The following is a 25,530-nucleotide window of genomic DNA, read 5'->3' on the forward strand; positions in this document are numbered from 1 at the left end:
CCCGTGGGCATCCGCTTCGACCGCGTCAGCGTCGCCTACGGCGACACCGTCGTCCTGGACGGCCTGGACCTGACCGTCGAGCCCGGGGAGTTCACGGCCCTGCTGGGGCCCTCCGGGTCGGGCAAGACCACCGCCCTGCGCGCCGTCGCCGGGTTCGTCCGCCCCGCCTCGGGCCGGGTGCTGCTCAACGGCCGCGACGTCACGGACCTGCCGCCCCACGCCCGGGGCGTGGGCATGGTGGTGCAGAGCTACGCCCTGTTCCCGCACATGCGCGTCGACCAGAACGTGGCGTTCGGGCTCCGGGCGCAGGGCACCCCGCGCAGGGAGATCCCGGGCCGGGTCGCCCAGGCCCTGGAGATGACCGGCATGGCCGGCTACGCCCGCCGCCACCCGCGCGAGCTCTCCGGCGGCCAGCAGCAGCGGGTGGCGATCGCCCGCGCCCTGGCCATCCGTCCCAAGGTGCTGCTGCTGGACGAGCCGCTGTCGGCGCTGGACGCCCGGCTGCGCTCGGACATGCTCGGCGAGCTGGCCCGCCTGCACCGCGAGCTGCCCGACGTCACCGTCCTCTACGTCACCCACGACCAGAGCGAGGCGCTGACCCTCGCCGACCGGGTGGCGGTGCTGGACCGGGCCCGGCTGCGGGAGTACGACACCCCGCGGGCCCTGTACGCACGGCCGCGCACCGCGTTCACCGCGCGGTTCGTCGGCGGCGCCAACCTGCTGCCCGCCCGCCTGGAGGGCGGCCGGGTCCACTGCCTGGGCACGGCCTGGGAACCCGCGCCGGAGGAGCTGCCGGCGGGCGCGGGGGAGGGCGCCGAGCTGCGGGTGTGCCTGCGCCCGCACCGGGTGGTGCCGGGCGGGGCCGAGTACACGCTGCGCGGGGAGGTCTCCGAGGTGCAGTGGCGCGGCTCCGTGCACCGGATCACCGCCCTGGTGGGCGGCCACCCGGTCACCGCCGAAGTCCGGGAGACGGCTGAGCCGCCCGCCCCGGGCGCGCCCATCTCCCTGGGCTTCACCCGCGCCGACGCCGTCCTGCTGGAGCCGGAGCCGGAGGAGGTGGCCACGTGACCGCCGCGACGGACACCGCCCGGGCCCCGGAGCGCGCCGCCCCGCCGCCGACCCGGCGGCCCCGGCCGCCCCGGCGCTCCCCCGCCGCGCTGTGGGCGGTGCCCCCGGTGGTGCTGCTGGCCGCGGTCTTCCTCTACCCGCTGCTGCTGGTGGCGGTCGAGTCGGTCACCGACCCCGCGGGCGGCCTCACCCTCGCCCACCACGCCGAGGTGCTGGCCTCCGACCGCTTCCGCTCGGCGCTGGGCACCACCGTGTTCATCGCGGTGACGGCCACCGCCGGATGCCTGGTCCTGGGGTTCCTGCTCGCCCTGGTGGTGGCGTTCGTGCCGTTCCCCGGCAGCGGGGCGACCGCCCGGTTCATCGAGACCTACCTCTCCTTCCCGTCCTTCCTCATCACCCTGGCCCTGCTGTTCGTCTACGGCACCGTCGGCATGGCCAACGGCCTGTGGACCGACGTCACCGGGGCGGACCAGGGGCCCTTCCGGTTCCTGGCCACCCCTTGGGGCGTGATCCTCGCCGAGGTCACCTACTTCACGCCGTTCGTCATGCGCCCGCTGCTGGCCGCGTTCGGGCAGATCGACACCGCCCGCCTGGAGGTCGCCTCCTCCCTGGGCGCCCGCCCGCTGCGGGTGGTGCGGTCGGTGATCCTGCCCGAGGCGCTGCCCGCGCTGGCCGCCGGGGGAGCGCTGGTCCTGGTGCTGTGCCTGAACGAGTTCGCGATCGTGCTCTTCACCGGCGCCAAGGACGTCGTCACCCTGCCGATGCTCGTCTACAGCTCGGCGATCCTGCGGGCCGACTACACCACCGCCTGCGTCGTCGCCGTGGTCAACGCGGCCCTGTCGGTCACCCTCTACCTCGTCTACCGGGCCCTCACCGCCCGCCTGGGAGGAGGCGCCGACCGTGCTCGTGCATAGCCGCGCCGCCCGCCTGACCGTGTGGGCGCTGTTCGCCCTGGTCGTCGTGCCGCTGTTCCTGCTGCCGCTCGGGGTCATCGCCGTCGCCGCGTTCTCCACCTCCTGGAGCGGCGTGCTGCCCTCGGGGCCGACCCTGGACAACGTCTCCGGCGCGCTGGGCGGGCCGAACCTGGAGGCGCTGCGGGTCAGCCTGGCCACCGCCGCCACGGCGAGCGTGCTGGCGCTGGTGCTGGGCACCTGGGCGGCACTGGCCGCCGACGGCCTGCGCCGCCGCGACCGCGCCCTGATGGACGCCCTGTTCATGACGCCCGTCGCGGTGCCGACCGTGGTGGTGGGCCTGGCCCTGCTGGTGGCGTTCAGCCGTCCGCCGCTGCTGCTCAACGGCACGCAGACGATCGTCATCGCCGCCCACACCGTGCTGGTCACCGCGTTCGCCTACCAGTCGGTGTCGGCCGCGCTCACCCGGCTGGACCCCGTGTACGCGCAGATGGCCGCCTCCCTGGGCGCCCGTCCGCTGCGGGTCCTGCTGCGGGTGCGCCTGCCCCTGCTGCTGCCCTCGCTGAGCGCCGCCGCCGGGCTCTGCTTCGCCCTGTCCATGGGCGAGCTGAGCGCCACGATGATGCTCTACCCGCCGTCCTGGCTGCCGCTCCCGGTGCGGATCTTCGCGGCCACGGACCGCGGCGCGCTCTTCGCCGGGGCCGCCTCCGCCCTCGTCCTGATGGCCGCCACCCTGGCCGTCCTCCTGCTGCTGTCCCGGGTCCGCACCCGGGCGGCGTTCCGCTGAGCCCCCCCGCCACCGTGCGCCTTCACCGAGAGGTTCCCACCATGACCACCAGAACCGGGACCGCCGCCGCGGCCGGCACCGCCGCACTGGCCCTCGTCGCGGGCCTGACCGCCTGCGGCCCCGCCGAGACCGGCCCCACCGTCACCGTCTACTCCGCCGACGGCCTGCGCAACGAGGAGGGGACGGGCTGGTACGACGAGCTCTTCGCCGAGTTCGAGGCCGAGACCGGCATCTCCGTCCAGTACGTGGAGGGCGGCTCCGGGGAGATGGTGCAGCGCGCCGCCCGGGAGCGGTCCAACCCGCAGGCGGACGTCATCGTCACCCTGCCGCCGTTCATCCAGCAGGCCGACGGCCTGGACCTGCTCCAGGAGTACGTGCCCGAGGGCGCCGAACACGTCGGGACCAAGGACCCGAACGGCAGGTGGACGTCCATCGTGGACAACTACTTCTGCCTCATCCACAACACCGAGGAACTGCCGGAGCCGCCCGCCACCTGGGAGGACCTGCTCGACCCGCGGTTCGAGGGCCGGCTCCAGTACTCCACGCCCGGGGTGGCCGGCGACGGCACCGCCGTGGTCATCCAGGCGGTCCACGACTTCGGGGGGCTGGAGCCCGCCATGGACTACCTCGGCGAACTCCAGACCAACAACGTCGGCCCGTCCTCCTCCACCGGAGCGCTGGGCCCCAAGGTCGACAAGGGCGAGCTGCTGGTGGCCAACGGCGACGTGCAGATGAACTACGCGCAGTCACGCACCATGCCCGACATCGGCATCTGGTTCCCGGCCGTGGAGGAGGGCGGGGACCCCACCACGTTCGCCCTGCCCTACACGGCGGGCCTGCTCACGGGGGCGCCCAACGCCGACAACGGCCGCGCCCTCATCGACTTCCTGCTCAGCGAGAGCGCCCAGAGCCGGGTGGCCCCGGTGGCGGGCGGCTTCCCGGCGCGCGGGGACGTCGAGCCGGAGGGCGAGGAGGCCGAGGAGCTGGCGGCGCTGCTGGAGGGGGTCACGGTCTTCGAGCCCGACTGGGAGGTCGTCGAGGCCGAGCTGCCGACCTACCTCGACGCCTGGGAGCAGGCCACCGGCGGCTGACCGCGCGCGGCGGGGCCCGCCCGTCCGCCCCGGGCGGGCCCCGCCGCACCGTGCCCGGACGCCCCGCCGGCGGGCTCCCCGGTCCGGGTCCCTGCGGACTCCGACGCATCCGACCAGGTCTAAGGTCGGAAGCGACAAGGACGTCGGAACGAGGACACGAACATGGACGTACGCACCTACATCGAGGACCACCGGGACGAGTTCCTCTCCTCCCTCAAGGAGTGGCTGGCGATCCCCTCGATCTCCGCGGACCCCGGGCACCACGAGGACGTGCGCCGCTCCGCCCGCTGGCTGGCCGACCACCTCGCCGCCACCGGCTTCCCCACCGTCGAGGTCTGGGAGACCCCGGGCCTGCCCGCCGTGTTCGCCCAGTGGCCCGCCGCCGACCCCTCCGCCCCCACCGTCCTCGTCTACGGCCACCACGACGTGCAGCCCGTCGACCCCGTCGAGGAGTGGGACACCCCGCCCTTCGTCCCCACCGAGCGCGGCACCTCCCTGTACGGCCGCGGCGCCTCCGACGACAAGGGCCAGATCCTCTTCCACACCCTGGGCCTGCGCGCCGCCCTGGCCGCCTCCGGGGCCGACGCCCCGCCGGTCACGGTCAAGCTCCTGATCGAGGGCGAGGAGGAGTCGGGCTCCGTCCACTTCGCCGAGCTCATGAAGGCCAACCGCGCCCGCCTGGACTGCGACGTCGCCGTCATCTCCGACACCACCATGTGGGCGGCCGACACCCCGTCCATGTGCGTGGGCATGCGCGGCCTCACCGACGTCGAGATCTCCCTGTACGGCCCCGGCCGAGACCTGCACAGCGGCTCCTTCGGCGGCGCCGTCCCCAACCCGCTCAAGGCCATGAGCGACCTGCTCTCCGCCCTGCACGACGAGGACGACCGGGTCGCGATCCCCGGCTTCTACGACGGGGTCGTCGAGGCCGGGGCCGAGGAGCGCGAGCTCATCGCCCGCCTGCCCTTCGACGAGGGGGAGTGGCTCGCCACCGCCGCCTCCACCGCCACGTGGGGCGAGCGGGGGTACAGCACCCTGGAGCGCATCTGGCTGCGGCCCACCGCCGAGATCAACGGCATGTGGGGCGGGCACACCGGAGCCGGCGGCAAGACCATCGTGCCCCGGTCCGCCCACGCCAAGGTCAGCTTCCGCCTGGTCCCCGGACAGGAGCCCCTGAAGATCCAGGAGCGCGTCCGCGACTTCGTCGACTCCCGTGTCCCCGACGGCCTGCGCGCCGAGCTGGAGTTCGGGGGCCCCGGCGTGCGGGCCTGCGCCTCCGACCTGTCCTCCACCGCCCTGAAGGCGGCCCGCCGCGCCATGGAGCGCGCCTTCGGCACCCCGGTGCTCTTCACCCGCGAGGGCGGCAGCGGCCCCGAGGCCGACATCGCCGACATCCTCGGGGCGCCTCTGGTGTTCGTCGCCGTGGGCCTGGACGAGGACAACATCCACGCGCCCAACGAGAAGGTCGAGACGCCGCTCCTGCTCAAGGGGGCCGAGAGCGTCGCCTACCTGTGGGAGGAGCTGGGCGGCACGGCCTGACCCGGCCCGCGACGACCCGAGGGGCACTCCCGCGGGCCCGGGCATGCGACGGGCCCCGACGGCGTTGTCCCTGTCAGCCGGCGGCCGCACCCCGGGTGCGGCCCCGCTCCCGCACACTTCCCGGAAGGACCCATGCACGTCGACACCACCGCCTCCAGGCCCGGCCCCGCCGCGTCCCGCCCCATGCTCTCCCGCGCCGCCGTGGACGCCGCCGCACACCGGCGCACCGACCAGGCCTGGCTGGAGCGGGCGTGGCAGGACCCCGACACCCGGGTCCTCGTCCTGGAGGGCGGCGACCCCACGAGCTACGGGTGGAAGGCCCTGATGGCCAAGCAGTCACGGGCACTGGTCACCACCGACGGGGACCCCGAGCTGGTCCTCACCGCGCCGGAGGCCGCACCCGAGGGCGAGCGCTACCTGCTGGGGGTCGACGGCGGCCGCGCCTACTTCGCGGTCCGCTCCCCGGCCGGACTCGTCGAGCGCGACGGCGCCCGGCCCGCGTCCCTGCGCGAGCTCGGCCCGCTGCTCGGCGACCGCGACACCGGGCTGCTCACCCGCGCCGTGGCCCTGGCCAACTGGCACGCCACCCACGGGTTCTGCCCGGCCTGCGGCGCGCCCACGGTCATCTCCGCCGCCGGCCACCTGCGCCTGTGCGAACGCGAGGGGCGCGAGCAGTTCCCGCGCACCGACCCGGCCGTCATCATGCTGGTCCACCGCGGAGAGGGCGGGGACGAGCAGGTCCTGCTCGGCAACAACCCGAACTGGGACGCGCGCCGCTACTCCGTGCTGGCCGGGTTCGTCGACGCCGGAGAGTCCCTGGAGCAGGCGGTCGTCCGCGAGGTCGCGGAGGAGGCGGGGGTCGTGGTCGAGGAGCCCCGCTACCTGGCGTCGCAGCCGTGGCCGTTCCCGCGCAGCCTCATGGTGGGCTACACCGCGCGGGCCGTCGGCGAGACCGAGCGCACCGACGACGAGATCGGCTCCCTGCGCTGGTTCACCCGGACCGCGCTGGCCGAGGCGGCGGCCACCGGGGAGATCGTGCTCCCCGGTCCCGTCTCGATCGCCCGCACCCTCATCGAGCACTGGCAGGGGGAGGCCCTCCCCGGCCAGTGGTGACCGAGGGGGCGTCTTGGGGGCCGGTCCGTCCGCCGACCCTCCCGACAGGGTCGGTGGCCGTCGTGCCCCGGAGCCGGGTCAGTTGGTACCGGGGGAGACGCCCAGCTCGTCCGGCAGCACCGTCAACGGGCTGGTGCTGCTCTCCACCACGTCGCTCGCCAGGTCGGCGACCTTGCGGCCGCGCGAGCGCGCCGAGGAGCGCAGCCGCTCGAACGCCTCGCGCGGCGGCATGGTGTGCCGCTCCGCGAGGACGCCGATCGCCTGCTCCACCACCACGCGCGAGTGCAGCGCGTGCTCCAACTGGGCGATGGTGTGGCGCAGGCGCTCCACCTCGGTCGCCCCTTCCGGCGCCCGTCCGGGCGCCTGCGCCCGCCGGCGCTCCCCGCCCGCCTCCGCGGTGAGCAGGTCGGCGAGGACCATCGCGCTCACCAGGTCGGGCAGCTCGTGCCCGTTCCCCACGCGCCACCCCGTCGGGGTGCGGCGCACCACACCGACGTCGACCGCGTCGGCGACCGCTATGTCATGAGAACTCACGTCGTCCCCCAACTCAACACTCCCCGTCGTCATACGTCCGAGCCGTCCATGGCCGAGAGCGGCCGCACCGGGGAGAGGGCCCCTCGGGGTCACGGGGCGGTCGGCCCGCGGGCGGGACCCGCGGGCCGGCTTCTCCGGGCTACGACAGCTCGGCCAGCTTCTGCTTCACCTGAGCGAGCGACGGGTTGGTCATCGCCGCTCCGTCACTGAAGACCACCGTCGGGACGGTTTGGTTCCCGTTGTTGACCTTCATCACGAGTTCCGCGGCCTCCGGGTGCTCCTCGATGTTCACCTCACGCCCGGTGATCCCCTCGCGTGCGAGCTGGCTCTTGAGCCGCTTGCAGTACCCGCACCAGGGGGTGGTGTACATCGTGAACTGTTCGGTGGCCGTGTTCGTCATCTCGCTCACGTTTCTTCTCGTCCTACGGTCGGCGTTCTCGCCCGGTCCCACATCCCAACACCGCGGGGCCCGGTCCGCTTCCCCCGACCGCGTGACACAACGTGGGACGCCTCACAGACCGGACTGGTTCTGAAATGTGTCGGTCGGCTCCGTGGCCGCAACCGGCCGCGGTCCGCCCGCCCGGTCCCCGTGGGAGCGGCCTGTGGACGGGTGCGGTTCCGTCCCCGGCGCGGCCGATACTTGAGAGACTGACCCACAGAACCGCACAACCGTCTCGACCATGTTCAGGAGCACCATGGACCCCGACCGCGTCCTGGAGGGACTGGACCCCGAGCAGACCCTGGCGGCGCGCGCCCTGCGCGGCCCCGTATGCATCCTGGCCGGTGCCGGAACGGGCAAGACCCGGGCGATCACCCACCGCATCGCCCACGCGGTCGCCGGCGGGGTCGTCTCCGAGCAGCAGATCCTCGCGGTCACCTTCACCACCCGCGCCGCCGGGGAGATGCGCGGACGGCTGCGCGCCCTGGGCGCCCCCCGCGTGCAGGCCCGCACCTTCCACGCCGCCGCGCTGCGCCAGCTCTCGTTCTTCTGGCCGCAGGTGATCGGCGGCGAGAAGCCCACCCTCATCGAGAGCAAGATCCAGGCGGTGGCCCGCGCCGCCCACTCCGTGGGCGTGCAGCCCGACCGCACCGGCCTGCGCGACCTCGCCTCCGAGATCGAATGGGCCAAGGTCACCCAGGTCCGCCCCACCGACTACGAGAGCGCCGTCGCCAAGGCGTCCCGGCAGGCGCCGCTGCCCGCGGGCGAGGTCGCCCGGGTCTTCGAGGCGTACGAGGAGCTGCGCCGCGAGCACAACCTGCTCGACTTCGAGTCCATGCTCGAACTCACCGCCGGCATGATCAACGAGTACCCGGCCATCGCCCAGCGGGTCCGCGAGCAGTACCGCTACTTCGTCGTGGACGAGTTCCAGGACGTCAACCCGCTGCAGAAGCTCCTGCTCGACGCCTGGCTCGGCGACCGCGACGACCTGTGCGTGGTCGGCGACCCCAGCCAGACCATCTACTCCTTCGCCGGGGCCACCCCCTCCTACCTCACCGGGTTCGCCGCCCGCTACCCGCACGCCACCGTCGTGGAACTGGTCCGCGACTACCGCTCCACCCCCCAGGTGGTGCGGGTCGCCAACCACGTGATCTCCCAGGCCCGGGGCACCACCTCCGCCGGGCACCTCACCCTCCGGGCCCAGCGCCCCGACGGCCCCGACCCCGTCTACCAGGAGTACGACGACGAGCCCGCCGAGGCCACCGGGGTCGCTCGCAAGATCCGCGCCCTGATGGAGGAGGGCGTCCCGGCCGGGGAGATCGCCGTCCTGGTGCGCATCAACGCCCAGTCCGCCGCCTACGAGCAGGCCCTCACCGACCAGGGCATCCCGTTCAGCGTGCGCGGCACCACCAGGTTCTTCGAACGCCCCGAGATCAAGCAGGCCGTCCACCTGCTGCGCGGCGCCCGCCACGAGGCGGCCGGGGAGGAGCCTGCGCCGCTCATCACCACCGTCCGCCAGCTGCTGGGGCAGATCGGCCTCACCGACACCGCGCCCGAGGGCCGCCAGGCCCGCGAGCGCTGGGAGTCGCTGGCCGCGCTGGCCCAGCTGGCCGAGGACATGGCCGCCGCGCCGCGCCCCGGGGGCGCCCCGGTCACCATGAACGACCTGGTCGAAGAACTCGACGTGCGCATCTCCACCGAGCACGCGCCCGGCTTCGAGGGCGTCACCATCGCCTCCCTGCACGCCGCCAAGGGCCTGGAGTGGGACGCGGTGTTCCTGGTCGGCCTCACCGAGGGCATGATGCCGATCATCTACGCCGAGACCGACGAGCAGGTCGAGGAGGAGCGCCGCCTCTTCTACGTCGGCGTCACCCGCGCCCGCGAGCACCTGGCGATGTCGTGGTCCCTGGCCCGCTCCCCGGGCGGGCGCAAGACCCGCAAGCCCTCCCGGTTCCTGGACGGCCTGCGTCCGGCGTCCCCCAGCACCGCCGCCCGCCGGGCCGAGCGCCGCCGCGGGCCCGCCCGCTGCCGGGTGTGCGGGAACACCCTGACCGACGCGGCCGAGCGCAAGCTGGGCCGCTGCCTGGACTGCCCCTCCAGTTACGATGAGGCGCTGCTGGAGCGCCTGCGCGACTGGCGGCGCGCGGTCTCCCAGGAGCAGAAGGTCCCCGCCTACGTGATCTTCACCGACGCGACCCTCCAGGCGATCGCCGAACAGGAGCCCTCCGGGGTCCCGCAGCTGTCGGCGGTGTCCGGTGTCGGTCCGGCGAAACTCGACCGCTACGGGGAGGCGGTGCTCGCGCTGGTCGCGGGCGCCGAGCCCGCCGAGGTCATGGAAGGTCGGGACGCCCCCGACGGCGAAGAGGAGGATGTGGCCGGATGAGCGACAGAGCCGACGAGACCCGGCGGGACCAGTCGTTGGCCGACCTGCTGGCGGTTCTGGACCTGGAGCGGATCGAGGTCAACATCTTCCGGGGCAGCAGCCCCCAGGAGGGCCCCCAGCGGGTCTTCGGCGGCCTGGTCGCGGGCCAGGCCCTGGTGGCCGCGGGCCGGACCGCGCCCGAGGACCGGTACGTCCACTCCCTGCACGCCTACTTCATCCGCCCCGGCGACCCGGCGGTGCCGATCGTCTACGAGGTGGACCGGGTCCGCGACGGCCGGTCGTTCACCACCCGCAGGGTGGTCGCCGTCCAGCACGGCAAGCCGATCTTCACCCTGTCGGCCTCCTTCCACAAGGAGGAGCCGGGGCTGGACCACCAGATCCCGATGCCCGACGTCCCCCCGCCCGAGGAGCTGCCCAGCACCCGCGAGCGGCTGCGCGCCGAGTTCGGCCGGGTGCCGGGGTTCGTGCGCTGGCACCCCATCGAGCTGCGCCCGGTGGGGCCGCTGTCCTACGAGGCCGAGCGCGACCCCCGGCTGCGCACGGCGGTCAACCCGGTGTGGCTCAAGGTCGACGGGAAGCTGCCCGACGACCGGCTCACCCAGGTGTGCCTGATGACCTACGCCTCCGACCTCACCCTGCTGGACACGGTGCTGCTGCGCCACGGGCGGTCCTTCGCCGGGATCTCCATGGCGAGCCTGGACCACGCCATGTGGTTCCACCGCCCGTTCCGCGCCGACGAGTGGCTCCTGTACGCGCAGGAGACCCCCAGCGCCCAGGGCGCCCGGGGGCTGGCCCGCGGCCTGGTCTACACCCGCGACGGGCAGCTGGTGTGCTCGGTGGTGCAGGAGGGCCTGATCCGGGTGGTGGACGCCGAGGGCTGGTCCGACGCCCTGCGCCCCGGCCCGGTGTGACCGCTACCGGCCACGGGGGCCGGCAACAACGCGGGGACCCCGCGGATTCCCTGGAACCCGTGGCCGGATGAGGACGTTTTCCCAGGTCAAAAATAGGTTGCTAGTTTTCGCGGGCGACCCTTAGTCTGTACATCGTCGCCAAGACCGCTCTATGGCGCGGGAGGGATCCCGCCGCCCGACCGTGAAGGAGGTGCCCGATCAAATGATGACCACGAGCTTCGCTTCGACCGTGTCGTCCCGTCAGCAGTGGCTGAACGCTGTCCCGGGCACCGCCCTGTCCTGCGGTCTGCCCGGCGGCTCCGCCCTACGCGGTGAGCGCGCCATCGCCGGCGATGCCCTGAGGGGCATCGGCCTGGCCTCGGCCAAGGGTGCCCCGAAGGGCGTCTTCGTCGAGGGGACCGGTCCGGACTTCGGAGGCTTCGGCTTCCGTCCCGTCGCGACCGTGATCCTCGCCGCCGAGCACGAGTCCAACGGCAGTGGTGTGTCCACCGGCAACGAGAGCGCCCGTGACCGCGGCGAACTCATGACGGCTCGCACCGAAGCAACCCCGCGCCGCTATGGCGCACCGGGGAAGTGTCCACGGAGGAATCCGGCCTAGCCGACTAGGCCCAGGGTCTCCATCCGTGGCCGCGGTCCCCGAATTCGGGGCCGCGGCTTTCTTTGTATCCTCGTCCGCCCGATCTCCCCCGGGGAGGCAGGGCAGGCGTCTGCATCGCAAGTCAGGTCCCGCACCGGAACCGCATCCGGTGAACCGAGAACACCGACCGCGTTGTACGAGACGAACAAAGATCTTGGAGGGCACCGATGCTCGCGTCGGTCCTGGAAACGCCCTGGCTGGGCGAGACCGAAATCCCCTGCCGTATGCAGCCCGACCTGTTCTTCGCCGAGGCCCCCGCCGACGTCGAGGCGGCCAAGGCCCTCTGCGGCTCCTGCCCGGTCCGGGAGCAGTGCCTGTCCGACGCCCTGGACCGCAAGGAGCCCTGGGGTGTCTGGGGAGGCCAGCTGCTCGTCGCCGGCCAGGTCGTGGCGCGCAAGCGCCCGCGCGGACGCCCCCGCAAGAACCCGGCTCCGGTCGCCGCCTGACCGCTCCACCCGAACTCTCCACCGCAGCACTACAGACCCCGAAGGACTGAACGAGACATGATGATCCTGGAACTCCTGGACATGACCAACGAGCCGATCGCCGAGACCCGCGAACGCCAGGGCATCCGCCTGACGGCACGGGAGATGCGCGCCCGCCAGCGGGAGCAGCGCCGTGCCGAAGACGCGCTCATGGAAATCGCGTGGTCACGCCTGTGTTGACCGGGTGACCGGGCGCGGTGGTGACCTGAGGTGACCAGCGCGCCGGACCCGGCCGACAACGGCGGACACATGCGGAACCGGTGCGGAACCGAGACGGGGCCGGATGGCGATCCTCGAAGGGGGTCACCGTCCGGTCTCTTTTCTGTGTACGGACAATAAAGGAATGCTCCGGAACGGGGCCCGGAAGGCCCTCCGAAGCGGGGCGGAATACCCCAGGTCAGGCCGGAATGCGCGACGGGGCCGGGATTTCCGCCCACCCGGTCCGTTCTCACCGAGGAGACGAAATCAAAGACATAACGGGACAACACACTCCTGTTCGAGAGCGCTGTCCTCGGCTACCGTAAAGTTCGTGCCCTCGAACACCAAAATCGAGGTGCGACGCAGTCCTCGCCGCCGGCGCACCGTGTCGGCCTACAGGGACGGGGACACGACCGTCGTCCTCGTGCCCGCGACGTTCTCCCGCGCAGAGGAAAAGCGCTGGGTGGGACGCATGCTGCAACGCCTGGAGGCGCGCGAGGAACGCCGTCGCCCCGGTGACGGGGAGCTCCACGAACGCGCGGTCGAACTGGCCCGCCGTTATCTGGACGGCACCCGATTGCCGGACAGCGTCCGCTGGGTCGACAACCAGAATTCCCGCTGGGGTTCGTGCACCCCCGACACCCGCACGATCCGCATCTCCCGACGCGTCGCCGGAATGCCCTCCTGGGTGGTCGACTACGTCCTCATCCACGAGCTCGCGCACCTGTTCATCCCGCACCACGGCTCGGAGTTCTGGGAACTGGTGCACCGCTACCCCAAGGCCGAGCGCGCCCGCGGCTACCTGGAGGGGTTCAGCGCCGGATCGCGCTCCGAACCCTGCGAGCCCGGCCTGGCCCCGGAGGAGCCGCTCACCGGCGCCGAGGTCGCCCTCGCGGAGGAGTGACCCCGGGCGGCGGAGCCGCCGGGGACAGCGGCCCGCGGCCGGTCCCCCTCACCGGGCGGCGAGGTGGGCGGCGACCGCGGCCGCGGCGGCCGACACCAGGGAACGGGTGACCTCGTCGGTGGGTTCGGGGAGCGCGTCGACCGGGAACCAGCCCAGGTCGGCGGACTCGTCCGGGTCCATCACCGGCTCCGCGCCGGCCGGGGCCAGCAGCGCGTACTGCACGTCCAGGTGGAAGCTGCCGCCGCCGCAGGGCACCGCGTGCCGGTCCAGCCGGATCGGCCCGGGCAGCAGCTCCAGCCCCGGGATGCCGGACTCCTCGGTCGCCTCCCGCAGCACGGCCTCCGCGAGCGTGGCGTCCTGCGGCTCGCAGTGGCCGCCGGTCTGGAGCCACATCCGGTGGACGCGGTGCAGGGTGAGCACCACCCGGTCGCCCTCGGCGGAGACGACCGCCGAGCTGGCGGTGATGTGCCCGGGCAGGCAGCCCCGCCACATCCCGTCCTCGTGGGCGTCCAGGTGCGCCACGTACGCGCGGCGCAGCTCCTCCTGGCGCGCGTCGGGCGCGGCCCAGGCGGACAGCACCGCCCGGGCGTCGGCGTGCAGCGACACCTAGGAGTCCCCTCCCGGCCGGTCCGGCTTCCCCTCGTCGGGCTCCTCGCCGTCCGGCTTCTCCTGCTCCGGCCCCTCGCCGGCGGACGCCCCGGGGGCCTCGCCGGTGAGCGTGGAGATGTCGAAGTCGGCGTCGGCGAACGCCCCGCCGCTGACGAACGCCGTCGGGTCGTCCAGGTCCTCGCTGCCCGGCATCAGGTCCGGGTGCTGCCACACGGCGTCGCGCCCGTCGATGCCGCGCGCCTCCTCCAGCGCCTTCCACAGCGCCTGCGCCTCGCGCAGCCGCCGCGGACGCAGCTCCAGCCCGACCAGGGCCGCGAAGGTGTGCTCGGCCGGACCGCCGGTGGCCCGGCGCCGCCGGGTCGCCTCGGCCAGGGCGTCCGCCTGCGGCAGCCGCCCGGTCACCGCGCCCGACACCACGGTCGCCACCCAGCCCTCGATGAGCGCCAGCGTGGTCTCCAGCCGGTTCAGCGCCGCCTTCTGCTGCGGGGTGTCCTCGGGCTGGAACATGCCCTGGCCGCCCAGCACCTCCTGGAGCGACTCCGGGTTGTTGATGTCGATCTCGCCGAGCCGGTCCTCCAGGCCGCTGATGTCGAAGGACATCCCGTCGGCGTACTCGGCGACCAGACGGAACACGTGCGAGCGCAGCCACGGCACGTGCGAGTACAGCCGGTGCACGGCCGCCTCGCGCGCGGCCAGGTACAGCCGCACCTCGTCGTCGGGGATCTGCAGGCCCTCGCTGAACTTGGCGACGCCCAGCGGCAGCAGCGCCGCGGTGCCCTCGCCGGCCAGCGGCAGCCCGATGTCGGCGGTGCCCACGACCTCCTGGGAGAGCTCTCCCACGGCCTGGCCCGCCTGCTGGCCGACCATCATGCCGCCCATCTGCTGGATCATGCCGAGCAGGGGACCGGCGACCGACTGCATCTCCTCGGGCAGGCTCTGCCCCATGGACCTGACGGTCTTGCTGGTCAGCGGGTCGCACAGCTGCGCCCAGGAGTCCATGGTCTTCTCGACCCACTCCGAGCGGCTCCACGCCTGCGCCGTCTGCACGCCCGAGGGCAGCGAGGTGGACTGGTCCAGCCACAGGTCGCCCAGGCGCAGCGCCTCCTGGACCCTGGCGTAGTCGCCGGGCGGCACACTGGGGTCGCCCTTCTGCGCGACGACCTGTCGCGCTATGTCCTTGGCCATACTCCAGTTGATGCCCGAGCCCGTGCCCTGTCCGGCGGGGGTGCCGCCGGGGGCGGGCTGGGCCGACATCATGTCGGCGAACCGGCGCAGCATGTCGGCCATCTGCTGCGGGTCGCCGAACGGGAATCCTTCGGGTGTTCCGGAGTCCCCTCCGCCCGGGCGGCCGCTGCCGGCACCACCCGAGCCGGAGTCGCCAGCGCGGCGTCCGGACTCGTCATCGGGATCGTTCGGCATGCTGAAACCGAAAGGCAGGTCGCTCACAATCAGACCTCAGGCAGGATTAGGTTTGGTCTCCACTGTCACGTTAGCTGGGAGTCGCCCGGAGTGAATACCGAAAGCAGCCAGGTTCGCCCAGAGCACAGCCGGTCCGGAGGGGCCGGGGCGGTGGTCGCGGTCACCGGCGCGGCCTCCGGGGTGGGCCGACTCCTCGTGCAACGCCTGGCGGCGCCGGAAGGTTCCGCGGCCCCGCGCGAGGTCGTGGCCATCGACGCCGAGTTCGCCGACCTGCGCGGCGTCACCTGGCGTATCGCCGACGTCTGCGACCCGGGGCTGGTCTCCCGCCTGGACGGGGTGGACGTGCTGGTGCACACCGCCGACGACCGCTCCCCGGACACGCGGCCCGCGGACCGGCGCGCCCACAACATCCGGGCGGCGCAGACGGTCCTGACCGCCGCGGCCGCCTCGGGGGTCCCGCGCGTGTTCCTGGTCACCAGCACCATGGTCTACGGGGCGGCTCCGGACAACCCGGTCCCGCTGCCGGAGAACGCCGTCCGCGTCTCGGACAACAGCGACGGCCTCATGGGCGACTTCGCCGAGATCGAGGCGCTGGCCGAACGCGCCCGCCGGGCCCACCCCGGCCTCACCGTCACCGTGGTGCGGCCCGCGCCCCTGGTCGGCCCCGGCCTGGACACCCTGCTCAGCCGCCACTTCTCGGCGCCGCGCCTGCTCACCGTCAAGGGGCACGAGCAGCACTGGCAGTTCTGCCACATCGAGGACCTGGCCGGCGCGCTGGCGTTCTGCGCCCTGCACGGGGTGGACGGCCCCGACGGCGTGGTGGCGGTCGCCAGCGGCGGCTCCCTCACCCAGGGCCAGGTGGAGGAGATCGCCGGGATGAAGCACTTCGAGGTGCCCGCCAACCTCGCCTTCGGCACGGTCCGCCGCCTGCACCAGGCCAGGATCACCCCCGCCGCGGAGGGGGAGCTGAAGTTCCTCGTCTACCCGTGCGTGGTGGACTGCGCGACGCTGCGCGAGGCCGGGTGGAAGCCCGACCACGACGGCGAGGCCGCCCTGGCGAGCCTGCTGGAGTCCCGCGGCGGCCCGGCCCTGGTGGGCCGCAGCATCGGCCGCAAGGAGGTCGCCGTCACCGCCGCCGGGGCCGCGGGTGCCGCCGCGGCCGCCATCGGGACCGCCGTCACCATCCGCCACCTGCGCAAGCGCAAGGGCGGCTGACCGGGAGGCCACCGGGACCCCGTGGCCTCCGAGCGGCCCGACACCCGGGCGGAACACCTGTGGGGTGCCACAAGGGACGATTGGTACCTTCTAGGAGTGGAACAGATCACTCTCGCCTCGGTGCGCGACACCCCTCTCTCGGTGGACGAGGTCCTCGCGGCCGTCCAAGACCCCCGTGCCGGCGGCACCGCCGTCTTCATCGGCACCGTCCGCGACCACGACCACGGGCGCGACGTGGCCCGGCTGGGCTACTCGGCGCACCCCACCGTCGAGGCCATGCTGAGGACGGTCATGGAGAAGGTGCTCGCCGACACCGCCGTCCCGGGCCGCCCCGTCGTCAGGCTCGCCGCCGTCCACCGGGTCGGCGACCTGGAGATCGGCGACCTCGCGGTCGTCGTCGCGGCCTCCGCCGCGCACCGCGAGGAGGCGTTCGCCGCCTGCCGCAGGCTGATCGACGACCTCAAGGCCCAGGTGCCCATCTGGAAGCACCAGGCGTTCACCGACGGCGACCAGGAGTGGGTGGGGACTCCCTGACACGTCCCCTACCCGGGCCGCAATAAGGTGTGCAGCATGCTTCGTCGTGTCATGACCCTTGTCGTCGCCCTCGTCCTGCTCGTCGGGCTCGGGTTCGGCAGCCGTTTCCTGCCGATGCCGTACCTGGTGGCCGGGCCGGGCGTCACCCTGGACACGGTGGGCCGCACCGAGAAGGGGCCGGTCATCGAGATCGACGGCGCCGAGAGCTACGAGCACGAGGGCTCGCTGTCGATGGTCACCGTGCAGTACGCGGGCGGCCCCCAGCGCCGGCTCGACTTCTTCACGGTCGTGCGCGCCTGGCTCTCGCCGACCGAGGCGGTCATGCCCGAGGAGCTGCTCTTCCCCGCCGGCCGCAGCCCCGAGGAGGTCAGCGAGCGGCAGGCCACCCAGATGAACGATTCCCAGACCGACGCCACCGCCGCCGCCCTCAACGAGATCGGCATGGGCTACGACGCGGTCCCGGTGGTCGCCGACGTGGTCGAGGACATGCCCGCCGAGGGCCTGGTCGAGCCGGGCGACGTCATCCTCGCCGTCGACGGCGAGGAGGTCGGCACCCGCTCCGAGGGCGAGCCCGGCACCGCCGTCGGCAGCGCGGCGGTCGTGGAGCGCGTGGGCGAGCGCGAGCCCGGCGACCCCGTCTCCCTGACCCTGGACCGCGGCGGCGAGGAGGTCGAGGTCGAGCTGGTCGCCGCCGAGGGCGAACAGGGCCGCGCCGCGGTCGGCGTCCTGATCGCCGACGAGATGGACTTCCCCATCGAGGTCGACATCACCGTCGGCGACATCGGCGGCCCCAGCGCCGGGATGATGTTCGCCCTGGGCATCATCGACCGGCTCAGCGAGGAGGGCCTCACTGGCGGCGCCTCCGTCGCCGGGTCGGGCACCATCGACTCCGCGGGCCGGGTGGGCGGGGTCAGCGGCATCCCGCAGAAGATGGTCAGCGCCCAGCGGGACGGGGCCGAGTACTTCCTGGTCGCCGCCGACAGCTGCTCCCAGGTCGCCCAGTCCGCCGCCTACGGCGAACTGGAGGTCGTCCGCGTCGAGACCCTCTCCGACGCGGTGGAGGCCCTGGAGACCATCCGCACCGGCGAGGGCGAGCTGCCCCGCTGCGAGTAGGCGGCCCGCACGGCCGCCCCGCCCCCGCGGGATCCGCGGGCGGGGCCGGGGCCCCGCGGGGACGCCGCTCAGCCCTCCAGGTCGAGGGTGAGGGCCAGCGCCGAGGTGAGCGCCGGGACGAGGTCGGCGCCGTTGAGGACCGCCTCCTCGCTGTCGTGGCTGCGCATGCGCAGCGCGCAGTGCCGCGAGCCGTCCCGCAGGACCCCCGCGACCATGCGGATCTCCTCCGTCTCCCTGCCCTGGGCGGAGGCGTCCTCGCCGGGGGAGAGGGTCTCGTCGGAGCCCTTCACCACCAGCCGCTCCATGACCAGGGCGCAGCCGGCCACCCCCTCCGGCCACATGATGCGGCCCAGCGCCTCCTCCAGCGGCAGGTCCGCCGGCAGCGGGTCCTGCTCGACCGGGGTCAGCTCCAGGGGGTCCGGCGCGCCGGAGACGCCCAGCATCTCGGCGAGGGCGGGCTCGGCGGCCAGCAGTTCGGCCGTCGGCACCAGGGCGTACAGGCCCAGCGGCCGGTCCCATCCCTGAGCGGCGGCGTGGCGTTCGAGGTCCATGACGGCTTCGCGAATGTTCGACACGTTCCCATAGTGGCCGATGGGGGAACCTCGCCGCTCCCGTTCGCGGACAGTAGGGTCACAAAGGGACCACAGGAAACCACGGGGTTGCCGGGCCGATACACCAACGATGCGACCTTGTCACCCCCACGGAACGGGTTCCGGGAACTCCGAAGGGTCGAAGTGAAGTTCTCCGTAAACAAGGCGCTGCACGCGCACCGAACGCACCTAACAAGCCATAACGAGGGGGAGGCGTGAGCTTCCGATCGCCCGGCGCACCACCTGCGCGCATGCCTCGTCGATCAAGGTTGCTCGCGCCAGTCGCGGCGACCGTGGTCGTCATCATCGCGGGGTTGATGTTCGCCGCGAACTTCTGGACCGACTTCATGTGGTTCCAGTCCGTCGGCTTCACCTCGGTCTTCCTGACCGAACTCTGGACACGGGTGCTGCTGTTCGCCGTGGCCGCGGTGGTGATGGCCGTCATCGTCGGCGCCAGCATCTTCTTCGCCTACCGGGCGCGCCCCGGAATCCGGCCGATGAGCCTCGAACAGCAGGGCCTGGACCGCTACCGGCAGTCCATCGACCCGCACCGCAAGCTGTTCTTCTGGATCGCCGTGGGCGCCCTCGCCCTGCTCTCCGGCGCCGCGGCCAGCGGTGACTGGCGGTCCTACCTGCAGTTCGTCAACGGCGTGGACTTCGGGGTGACCGACCCCGAGTTCGGGATGGACGTCGCGTTCTTCGCGTTCGTCTACCCCTTCCTGAGGATCCTGCTCGGCTACCTCTACGCCGCCGTGATCCTGGCCTTCATCGCCGCGGTCATCGTCCACTACCTGTACGGCGGCGTCCGCCTCCAGAACGACACCGGTCAGCGCGCCACCCCCGCGGCCCGGGTGCACCTGTCGGTGCTGCTCGGCCTCTTCGTGCTGCTGCGCGCCGGGTCGTACTGGCTGGACCGGTACGGTCTGGTGTTCTCCGAGCGCGGCTACACCTTCGGCGCCTCCTACACCGACGTGAACGCGGTCAAGACCGCCCTGACGATCCTCACCGTCATCTCGGTCATCTGCGCTCTGCTGTTCTTCGCGAACATCTACTTCAAGAACACCATGGTCCCGGTGGCCAGCCTCGGCCTGCTGGTGCTGTCCGCCGTGATCGTCGGCGTCGCCTACCCCGAGATCGTCCAGCGCTTCCAGGTCAGCCCCAACGAGCAGCGCCTGGAGAGCCCGTACATCCAGCGCAACATCGACTCCACGCGGGCGGCGTACGACATCGAGGACGCCCAGGTGGAGCCCTACGACGCCACCACCGAGCTGAGCGCCGAGGACCTGGTCCAGGAGGCGCAGGGCACCACGGTCCGGCTGGCCGACCCCGCCGTGGTCTCGCAGACCTTCCAGCAGATGCAGCAGGTCCGCGGCTTCTACCAGTTCCCCGAGGTGCTGGAGGTCGACCGCTACCCGGACAGCGAGGGCAACCTGATCGACACGATCGTCGCCGTCCGCGAGCTCGACGGTCCCCCCTCGGACCAGGACAACTGGCTCAACCGGCACCTGATCTACACCCACGGCTTCGGCTTCGTCGCGGCCGCGGGCACCCAGATCGACGCCGAGGGCCGCCCGGTCTTCACCGAGTACAACATCCCGCCGCGGGGCGAGCTCAGCGACGTCGTCGGCGACTACCAGGAGCGCGTCTACTACGGCCGGGAGGGCGCCGAGTACGTCATCGTCCAGGCCGAGGAGGAGTACGACTACCCCCTCGACGAGGAGGGCGCGACCCCCGAGGTCTCCACCCCGGAGGACGCGGTCGAGCCCGAGGTGAGCCCGAGCGCGGACGACGCCCAGGCGCCGGCCGACGCCGACGCCGAGGCCGCCGACGAGGAGGCCCCGGCCGAGGACGGGACCACCGAGGAGGAGGCCGGCTCCTCCGCCGGCTCGCAGCAGTACAACCGCTACGACGGCAGCGGCGGCGTGCAGCTGGACTCGTTCTTCGAGCGGATCCTGTACGCGATCAAGTACCAGGAGCCCAACATCCTGCTCAACAGCGCGATCACCGGCGACTCGCGCATCCTGTACGAGCGGGACCCGCTGGACCGGGTCGAGAAGGTCGCGCCGTTCCTCACCGTGGACAGCCGCCCCTACCCGGCGGTCGTCGACGGCAAGATCGTGTGGATCGTGGACGCCTACACCACGTCCAACAACTACCCGTACGCGAACCGGATCGACTTCACCCAGGCGGTGACCGACACGTTCACGGACGGGTCGCTCACCCAGGTCAGCGCGCTCCCGGGCAACCAGGTCAACTACATCCGCAACTCGGTCAAGGCCACCGTGGACGCCTACGACGGCACGGTCACGCTGTACGCCTGGGACGAGGAGGACCCGGTCCTGCAGACGTGGATGGGCGCCTTCCCCGGCACCGTCCAGAGCCGGGACGACATGAGCGAAGAGCTCATCGACCACCTCCGCTACCCGGACGACCTGTTCAAGGTGCAGCGCGAGATCATGCGCGAGTACCACGTGACCGACCCGGCGGCCTACTACGGCGGCCAGGACTTCTGGGCGGTGCCCAACGACCCGACCGGCGCCACCGAGCGTCCCGAGTCGCCCTACCGCCAGACCATCCAGTACCCGGGCGAGGAGGAGGCCAGCTTCTCGCTGACCAGCACCTTCGTGCCCCGGGGCCGGGAGAACCTGGCGGCGTTCATGGCCGTCAACAGCGACCCGCGCTCGGAGGACTACGGGCAGCTGAAGCTGCTGGAGCTGCCGCGCAGCACCGTCATCTTCGGCCCCGGGCAGGTCCAGAACGCGTTCGACGCCGACGCCAACGTCCGCGAGGTGCTGCTCCCGCTGGAGCAGTCCAACGCCGAGGTGACCAGGGGCAACCTGCTCACCCTGCCGTTCGCGGGCGGTCTGCTCTACGTCGAGCCGCTGTACGTGCAGGCGGGCGGCGGCGGTGCCGCGTCCTTCCCGCTGCTGCAGCAGGTCATGGTCGGCTTCGGCGAGGAGGTCGCCATCGGCAGCAACCTCCCCGACGCGCTGAGCAACCTGTTCGACGGGGCGGAGGCCCCGCCGCCGGCCGAGGGCGAGGAGGAGGCCCCGCAGGAGGAGACGCCCGACTCCGAGGCCGGCTCCGGCGGCGACCAGGACCTCACCGAATCCCTCAACGAGGCGGTGGAGGCCTGGGAGGAGGCCCAGGACAACCAGGAGGAGGCGAACGAACGCCTGCGCGAGGCCCTGGAGGGCATCGAGGAGGCGCTCGCAGAGCAGGAGGGCGGCAACTAGCCGTCCGGACGGGGCGGGGCGCCATGCCCTGCCCCGTCCGCCCTCCCGGACCGCGGCCGGGGCGGGGACCGCAGGGTTCCCGCCCCGGCCGCGGCGTATCGATTCGCTTTCCCGTCCCGGGCGCGCTACTGTAGAGAACACAACGACGCGGGGTGGAGCAGTTCGGTAGCTCGCTGGGCTCATAACCCAGAGGTCGCAGGTTCAAATCCTGTCCCCGCTACCAAGGCCCGGACCCGGGATGAATTCCCGGGTCCGGTGCTTTTCCCGGTCCATTCCCCCGTGGAATGGGCAGGGAGGGTGACGGTCTTCACGGCCGCCGCCGGTCCGGACCCCGAGCCCGGGCGAACAGGGCCGATCTCGCCGTTCTCCCTCACCGGAAACGATTTGCGGCCCGGGGGGAAACCCTCTAAAGTAGAGATCAACGACGCGGGGTGGAGCAGTTCGGTAGCTCGCTGGGCTCATAACCCAGAGGTCGCAGGTTCAAATCCTGTCCCCGCTACTGAAACCGGGCCCGGAAATCCAATGGATTTCCGGGCCCGAGTCTTTTTCCCGGCCGATCCCGTTCTTCCCGCCGGGGAGCCGCCCCGGGCGGGTGCCGCCGCCCGGAGCGACACGGCCCGCCCGGTCCGGTACCCGGGAGGCGGAGCCTCCCGGGGGTCCGGGCGCCGTCGGGCGAGGGGACGCGGCGACGGCGCCCGGGGTCTCAGCGGGTGCGGCCCTCCACGAGCTCCACCACGCGGTCGGCGCGCTCGGCGACCTTGGGGTCGTGGGTCACCACGACCACCGCCGAGTCGCGGATCCGGGCCTGCTCCAGCAGCTGGTCCATGATCATCCGGCTGCTGCCGGCGTCCAGGGCGCCCGTGGGCTCGTCGGCGAGGATCAGGGCGGGGTCGCGGCTGAGCGCCCGCGCCAGGGCCACACGCTGCTGCTCGCCGCCGGAGAGCTGGTGCGGCTTGGAGTGGAGCCGGTGCCCCAGCCCCACCGCCTCCAACAGCTCGCGGGCCCGGCCCCGGCGGCGCAGCGCGGGCATCCCCGCCAGCACCAGGGGCACGCCCACGTTGGCCATCGCGGTCCGCCGCTCCAGCAGGTGGAACTGCTGGAACACGAACCCGATGCCCTCGCCGCGCAGCCGCGAGCGCGGGCCCTCGCCCAGCCGGCTGGTCGCCCGCCCGTCGAACGTGTACTCGCCGCCGCTCGGCTTGTCCAGCAGTCCGAGCAGGCTGAGCAGGGTCGACTTGCCCGAACCGGACTGGCCGATGATCGCGACGACCTCGCCCCGGTACACGTCGAACGTGCAGTCGTGCAGGACGTCGATCCGGGTCCCCGACACCATGAAGTGCCGGGTCAGCCCCTCCACCCGCAGCAGCGGGGCCTGGGGCGGGGGAGCCTGCGGGGCCAGGGGGGACGGAGCGGTGGACACTACATCCCCTCCCCTTCGACCATGAACTCCTCTTCGACCCCGTCGTCGGCACCGGGCACGTCGAAGCGCGGGTCGAGCGGGATCGGGTCCATGACCTGCTCCCCGACCTCCAGGCCGGAGACGACCTCGATGAACGAGCCGTCGGAGATGCCCAGCTCCACCGGGCGGGCCTCCTCGGTGCCGTCCTCGGCGACGACGATGACCTCGCCCTCGCCGGTGGTGCCGCGCACCGCCGTCATGGGCACGACCACGACGTCCTCGACCTTGCCGGTGCTGATCGACAGCTTGCCCTGGACGCCCTCGAACACCTGGACGTCGGAGGGCACCCGGCAGGCCAGCTCGCCGCCGGAGCCGCCGCCGGTGTCGCCGCCCTCCATCGGGAAGCCGAACTCGTCGGTCTCGGGCTGCTCCTCGCCGCCACCGCCGGCCTCGGCGGCGCCCAGCGACAGGAAGTCGCACTGGGTGGGCGGCGGGCCGTTCGTGATCTCCAGGAGGATGTCGTCGGGCTCCTCGTAGAACCGGTACAGGTCGTTGGCGGGGATCGTGGCGACGGCCCGGTAGATGTCCGGGGCGACGGTGGCGACCACGGCCCCCGGCTCCAAGACGTCGCCGACCTGGACGTCGGCCAGGCCGGTCACCTTGCCGTCGACCGGCGCGTAGAGGCTGACCTCGCGGGTCACCGGCTCGGCCGGGGCCTCGCCCTCACCGGTGCCGGTGCCCGGGGCGGGCTCCTCGGTGTACTTCACGTTGAGGATGGGCGCGCCCTCCTCCACCGTGGCGCCGTCGGTCACCCACAGGTGGACGACCTGGCCGCCCTTCTGGGCCTTGACACTCCTGCCGGGCTCGGCCTGCACGGTGGCGTCCAGCACCATGACGGAGTCGATGGTGCCCAGCTCGACGGGGTAGGGGACGCCCCCCACGTCGACGGCGCCCTCCATCGGGAGCTCCTCGCCGGAACCGCCCAGCCGGTTGAGCAGGAAGTACCCGCCGCCGGCGACCGCGACCACGAGCAGCAGCGCCACCGAGCCGATGATGATCCACTTCTTCACGTGTGTCTCCTATTCCCGCAGTCCGGCGACGACGGACGAGCGCAGTGCCCGCAGGGCGGGGATGACTCCGGCGAGCAGGCCGACACCGGCGGCGCTGCCCAGGCCGACCAGGACGGCGGTCGGCGGGATGGCGATGGGTACGTCGGGGGGCAGTTCGATGAACGAGGCGGCGATCGCGCCGCCCGCGGCGACCAGGGCCCAGCAGCCGAGCAGGGCGATGACGCCGGCGACCAGCGACACCACGACGGACTCCATCACGACGGCGACGAACAGGGTGAACCTGGTCGCGCCCAGGGCCCGGTAGGTGGCCAGTTCGCGCCTGCGCTCGCGCACGGTGACCAGGCCGACGTTGAGGACGCCGAGCAGACCCGTGGTGAGCGTGATGGCGGCGATGCCGATGAGCCCGATCGACAGGTACCCGATCACCTGGTTGACCTCTTCGGCGTAGTCCGCCCGGTAGGCCATGAGCGAGTCCTGGCGCACCTCGCCCCAGCGGTCGGAGGCCGACAGCAGGCGTTCGGTGAAGACCTCGCCCCAGGGGTCGGTCGCGGCCGGGTCGGAGGGGTCGATCCGGACGCTGTACTCGGGGTCCCGGATCGAGATCGGCGCGGTGGCGCCGTCCTCGGAGGTCTCGACGGGCTCGCCGTAGATCAGCTCCTCGCTGGCGGGCGCGCGCAGCAGGAAGGCGGTGTACCAGCCGCCGTCCAGGGCCGAGCTGGAGGAGACGCCGACCACGCGGACGTCCATCCAGTGGTCGGTGCCGATCTGCACCCGGGTGATGTCCTCCATGTCCGCGGCCAGGCTCTCGTTGACCACCAGCACGGGGGCCAGCGACTCGGCGTCGGCCTCGGTGAACCAGCGGCCCTGGGACATGGTCATCCGGCGGATGTCGCCGAGGGAGACGTCCACGGCCCGGATCTCCACGTCGGGGATGCCCTGCTCCCCGGAGCGCATGGAGACGCCCTCGACCATCTTGTAGATCGACACGTCCACGCCGCCGGCGCGGACCAGGTCCTCCTCGAAGGCCCGCACGTCGGTGATCTCGGTGTCCCAGCTGGAGACGCTCAGGGTCGCGGCGCGTCCGGCGTTGGCCTCGCTGTAGGCGGTGGCGAACCGCTGCCCGAAGTCGCCCGCGGTGACCACGGCGATCAGCGAGCCGACGCCGACGACGATGCCGGCGCAGGACAGGATCGTCCTGGCGATGTTGGCGCGGGAACCGGCGAAGGCGAGCAGTATCCCGGCCACGAGGGAACGCAGCATACGGTCCCTTCCCAGTGAATGTGTGTGGGGTGGCGCCGCCTCGCGGGCAGCGCCGTGCAGGCCCGCGGGGGCGGGGCCTCACCCC

At 72.8% G+C, this 25,530-nt stretch carries 24 protein-coding genes and 2 tRNA genes; 18 read left to right on the forward strand and 8 right to left on the reverse strand.

Features of this window, described 5'->3' with window-relative positions; genetic code table 11:
* The first annotated feature begins 3 nt into the window (after positions 1 to 3).
* The 6 genes from K1J57_RS14840 (at position 4) to nudC (ending at position 6,509) form a co-directional block, all read left to right on the forward strand.
* On the forward strand, positions 4 to 1,068 hold the full coding sequence (locus K1J57_RS14840; protein WP_220564999.1) for an ABC transporter ATP-binding protein: 1,065 nt from the start codon (positions 4 to 6) through the stop codon (positions 1,066 to 1,068).
* On the forward strand, positions 1,065 to 1,982 hold the full coding sequence (locus K1J57_RS14845) for a 2-aminoethylphosphonate ABC transporter permease subunit (protein WP_220565000.1): 918 nt from the start codon (positions 1,065 to 1,067) through the stop codon (positions 1,980 to 1,982). Before K1J57_RS14840 ends, K1J57_RS14845 begins: the two co-directional genes overlap by 4 nt.
* Positions 1,969 to 2,766: an ABC transporter permease gene (locus K1J57_RS14850; RefSeq protein ID WP_220565001.1), complete on the forward strand. Its 798-nt coding sequence runs from the start codon at positions 1,969 to 1,971 to the stop codon at positions 2,764 to 2,766. The genes K1J57_RS14845 and K1J57_RS14850 overlap by 14 nt, the downstream gene beginning before the upstream one ends.
* Positions 2,767 to 2,807: 41 nt before the next feature.
* Positions 2,808 to 3,857: a 2-aminoethylphosphonate ABC transporter substrate-binding protein gene (locus tag K1J57_RS14855; protein WP_220565002.1), complete on the forward strand. Its 1,050-nt coding sequence runs from the start codon at positions 2,808 to 2,810 to the stop codon at positions 3,855 to 3,857.
* Between the two features lie 162 nt (positions 3,858 to 4,019).
* Positions 4,020 to 5,396: a dipeptidase gene (locus K1J57_RS14860; RefSeq protein WP_220565003.1), complete on the forward strand. Its 1,377-nt coding sequence runs from the start codon at positions 4,020 to 4,022 to the stop codon at positions 5,394 to 5,396.
* A gap of 132 nt (positions 5,397 to 5,528) precedes the next feature.
* Positions 5,529 to 6,509 (forward strand): NAD(+) diphosphatase, encoded by a 981-nt coding sequence (gene nudC, locus K1J57_RS14865; protein ID WP_220565004.1) that lies wholly within the window; start codon positions 5,529 to 5,531, stop codon positions 6,507 to 6,509.
* 78 nt (positions 6,510 to 6,587) lie between these two features.
* On the opposite strand, the gene K1J57_RS14870 is transcribed toward nudC, so the two are convergent.
* A complete protein-coding gene (locus tag K1J57_RS14870; RefSeq protein ID WP_255647067.1) occupies positions 6,588 to 7,076 on the reverse strand; it encodes an ANTAR domain-containing protein in 489 nt (162 codons plus the stop codon).
* A gap of 106 nt (positions 7,077 to 7,182) precedes the next feature.
* The gene (locus K1J57_RS14875; RefSeq protein WP_220565553.1) at positions 7,183 to 7,443 is read right to left on the reverse strand and encodes a mycoredoxin; all 261 of its coding nucleotides are present in this window, start codon (positions 7,441 to 7,443) and stop codon (positions 7,183 to 7,185) included.
* A gap of 295 nt (positions 7,444 to 7,738) precedes the next feature.
* On the opposite strand from K1J57_RS14875, the gene K1J57_RS14880 reads away from it, so the two are divergent.
* The 6 genes from K1J57_RS14880 (at position 7,739) to K1J57_RS14905 (ending at position 13,000) form a co-directional block, all read left to right on the forward strand.
* Complete coding sequence (locus tag K1J57_RS14880) at positions 7,739 to 9,865, forward strand: ATP-dependent DNA helicase UvrD2 (RefSeq protein WP_220565554.1); 2,127 nt, start codon at positions 7,739 to 7,741, stop codon at positions 9,863 to 9,865.
* Positions 9,862 to 10,776 carry an acyl-CoA thioesterase II gene (tesB, locus tag K1J57_RS14885; RefSeq protein ID WP_220565005.1) on the forward strand — a complete coding sequence of 305 codons (915 nt, stop codon included), beginning with the start codon at positions 9,862 to 9,864 and terminating at the stop codon, positions 10,774 to 10,776. The genes K1J57_RS14880 and tesB overlap by 4 nt, the downstream gene beginning before the upstream one ends.
* Positions 10,777 to 10,978: 202 nt before the next feature.
* The gene (locus tag K1J57_RS14890; RefSeq protein ID WP_220565006.1) at positions 10,979 to 11,374 is read left to right on the forward strand and encodes a hypothetical protein; all 396 of its coding nucleotides are present in this window, start codon (positions 10,979 to 10,981) and stop codon (positions 11,372 to 11,374) included.
* A gap of 206 nt (positions 11,375 to 11,580) precedes the next feature.
* Positions 11,581 to 11,859 (forward strand): WhiB family transcriptional regulator, encoded by a 279-nt coding sequence (locus tag K1J57_RS14895; RefSeq protein ID WP_220565007.1) that lies wholly within the window; start codon positions 11,581 to 11,583, stop codon positions 11,857 to 11,859.
* A 57-nt stretch (positions 11,860 to 11,916) separates the two neighbouring features.
* The gene (locus K1J57_RS14900; RefSeq protein ID WP_220565008.1) at positions 11,917 to 12,078 is read left to right on the forward strand and encodes a hypothetical protein; all 162 of its coding nucleotides are present in this window, start codon (positions 11,917 to 11,919) and stop codon (positions 12,076 to 12,078) included.
* Between the two features lie 349 nt (positions 12,079 to 12,427).
* On the forward strand, positions 12,428 to 13,000 hold the full coding sequence (locus K1J57_RS14905) for a M48 family metallopeptidase (protein ID WP_255647068.1): 573 nt from the start codon (positions 12,428 to 12,430) through the stop codon (positions 12,998 to 13,000).
* Positions 13,001 to 13,048: 48 nt separating this feature from the next.
* On the opposite strand, the gene K1J57_RS14910 is transcribed toward K1J57_RS14905, so the two are convergent.
* Positions 13,049 to 13,606: an NUDIX hydrolase gene (locus K1J57_RS14910; protein WP_220565009.1), complete on the reverse strand. Its 558-nt coding sequence runs from the start codon at positions 13,604 to 13,606 to the stop codon at positions 13,049 to 13,051.
* Positions 13,607 to 15,055: a zinc-dependent metalloprotease gene (locus K1J57_RS14915; RefSeq protein ID WP_220565010.1), complete on the reverse strand. Its 1,449-nt coding sequence runs from the start codon at positions 15,053 to 15,055 to the stop codon at positions 13,607 to 13,609. It lies immediately after the preceding gene.
* A 123-nt stretch (positions 15,056 to 15,178) separates the two neighbouring features.
* Between K1J57_RS14915 and K1J57_RS14920 the strand changes: the two genes are divergently transcribed.
* The 3 genes from K1J57_RS14920 to K1J57_RS14930 all read left to right on the forward strand — a co-directional run bounded on the left by K1J57_RS14920 (position 15,179) and on the right by K1J57_RS14930 (position 17,890).
* Positions 15,179 to 16,243: an NAD-dependent epimerase/dehydratase family protein gene (locus tag K1J57_RS14920; RefSeq protein ID WP_220565011.1), complete on the forward strand. Its 1,065-nt coding sequence runs from the start codon at positions 15,179 to 15,181 to the stop codon at positions 16,241 to 16,243.
* 96 nt (positions 16,244 to 16,339) lie between these two features.
* Entirely contained in the window at positions 16,340 to 16,777 is a 438-nt protein-coding gene (locus tag K1J57_RS14925) for a molybdenum cofactor biosynthesis protein MoaE (RefSeq protein WP_220565012.1), read from the forward strand.
* A 51-nt stretch (positions 16,778 to 16,828) separates the two neighbouring features.
* The gene (locus tag K1J57_RS14930; protein ID WP_220565556.1) at positions 16,829 to 17,890 is read left to right on the forward strand and encodes a PDZ domain-containing protein; all 1,062 of its coding nucleotides are present in this window, start codon (positions 16,829 to 16,831) and stop codon (positions 17,888 to 17,890) included.
* 68 nt (positions 17,891 to 17,958) lie between these two features.
* Here the strand turns inward: K1J57_RS14930 and K1J57_RS14935 are convergent, their stop codons facing one another.
* Complete coding sequence (locus K1J57_RS14935) at positions 17,959 to 18,465, reverse strand: PPA1309 family protein (protein ID WP_255647069.1); 507 nt, start codon at positions 18,463 to 18,465, stop codon at positions 17,959 to 17,961.
* 308 nt (positions 18,466 to 18,773) lie between these two features.
* Here K1J57_RS14935 and K1J57_RS14940 point away from each other — a divergent pair, with 308 nt between their 5' ends.
* The 3 genes from K1J57_RS14940 to K1J57_RS14950 all read left to right on the forward strand — a co-directional run bounded on the left by K1J57_RS14940 (position 18,774) and on the right by K1J57_RS14950 (position 22,215).
* A complete protein-coding gene (locus tag K1J57_RS14940) occupies positions 18,774 to 21,716 on the forward strand; it encodes a UPF0182 family protein (protein ID WP_220565558.1) in 2,943 nt (980 codons plus the stop codon).
* A 146-nt stretch (positions 21,717 to 21,862) separates the two neighbouring features.
* A tRNA-Met gene (locus tag K1J57_RS14945) sits at positions 21,863 to 21,939 on the forward strand.
* A gap of 202 nt (positions 21,940 to 22,141) precedes the next feature.
* Positions 22,142 to 22,215 (forward strand) — tRNA-Met (locus K1J57_RS14950).
* 204 nt (positions 22,216 to 22,419) lie between these two features.
* Here the strand turns inward: K1J57_RS14950 and K1J57_RS14955 are convergent.
* The 3 genes from K1J57_RS14955 to K1J57_RS14965 form a co-directional block, all read right to left on the reverse strand.
* Positions 22,420 to 23,049, reverse strand: coding sequence for an ABC transporter ATP-binding protein (locus K1J57_RS14955; protein WP_220565559.1), 630 nt, complete (start codon positions 23,047 to 23,049; stop codon positions 22,420 to 22,422).
* A gap of 86 nt (positions 23,050 to 23,135) precedes the next feature.
* The gene (locus tag K1J57_RS14960; RefSeq protein WP_220565013.1) at positions 23,136 to 24,185 is read right to left on the reverse strand and encodes an efflux RND transporter periplasmic adaptor subunit; all 1,050 of its coding nucleotides are present in this window, start codon (positions 24,183 to 24,185) and stop codon (positions 23,136 to 23,138) included.
* 9 nt (positions 24,186 to 24,194) lie between these two features.
* Positions 24,195 to 25,445 (reverse strand): ABC transporter permease, encoded by a 1,251-nt coding sequence (locus tag K1J57_RS14965; RefSeq protein ID WP_220565014.1) that lies wholly within the window; start codon positions 25,443 to 25,445, stop codon positions 24,195 to 24,197.
* Positions 25,446 to 25,530 lie beyond the last annotated feature (85 nt).

The organism is Nocardiopsis sp. MT53, assembly GCF_019598965.1.
GTDB lineage: Bacteria > Actinomycetota > Actinomycetes > Streptosporangiales > Streptosporangiaceae > Nocardiopsis > Nocardiopsis changdeensis.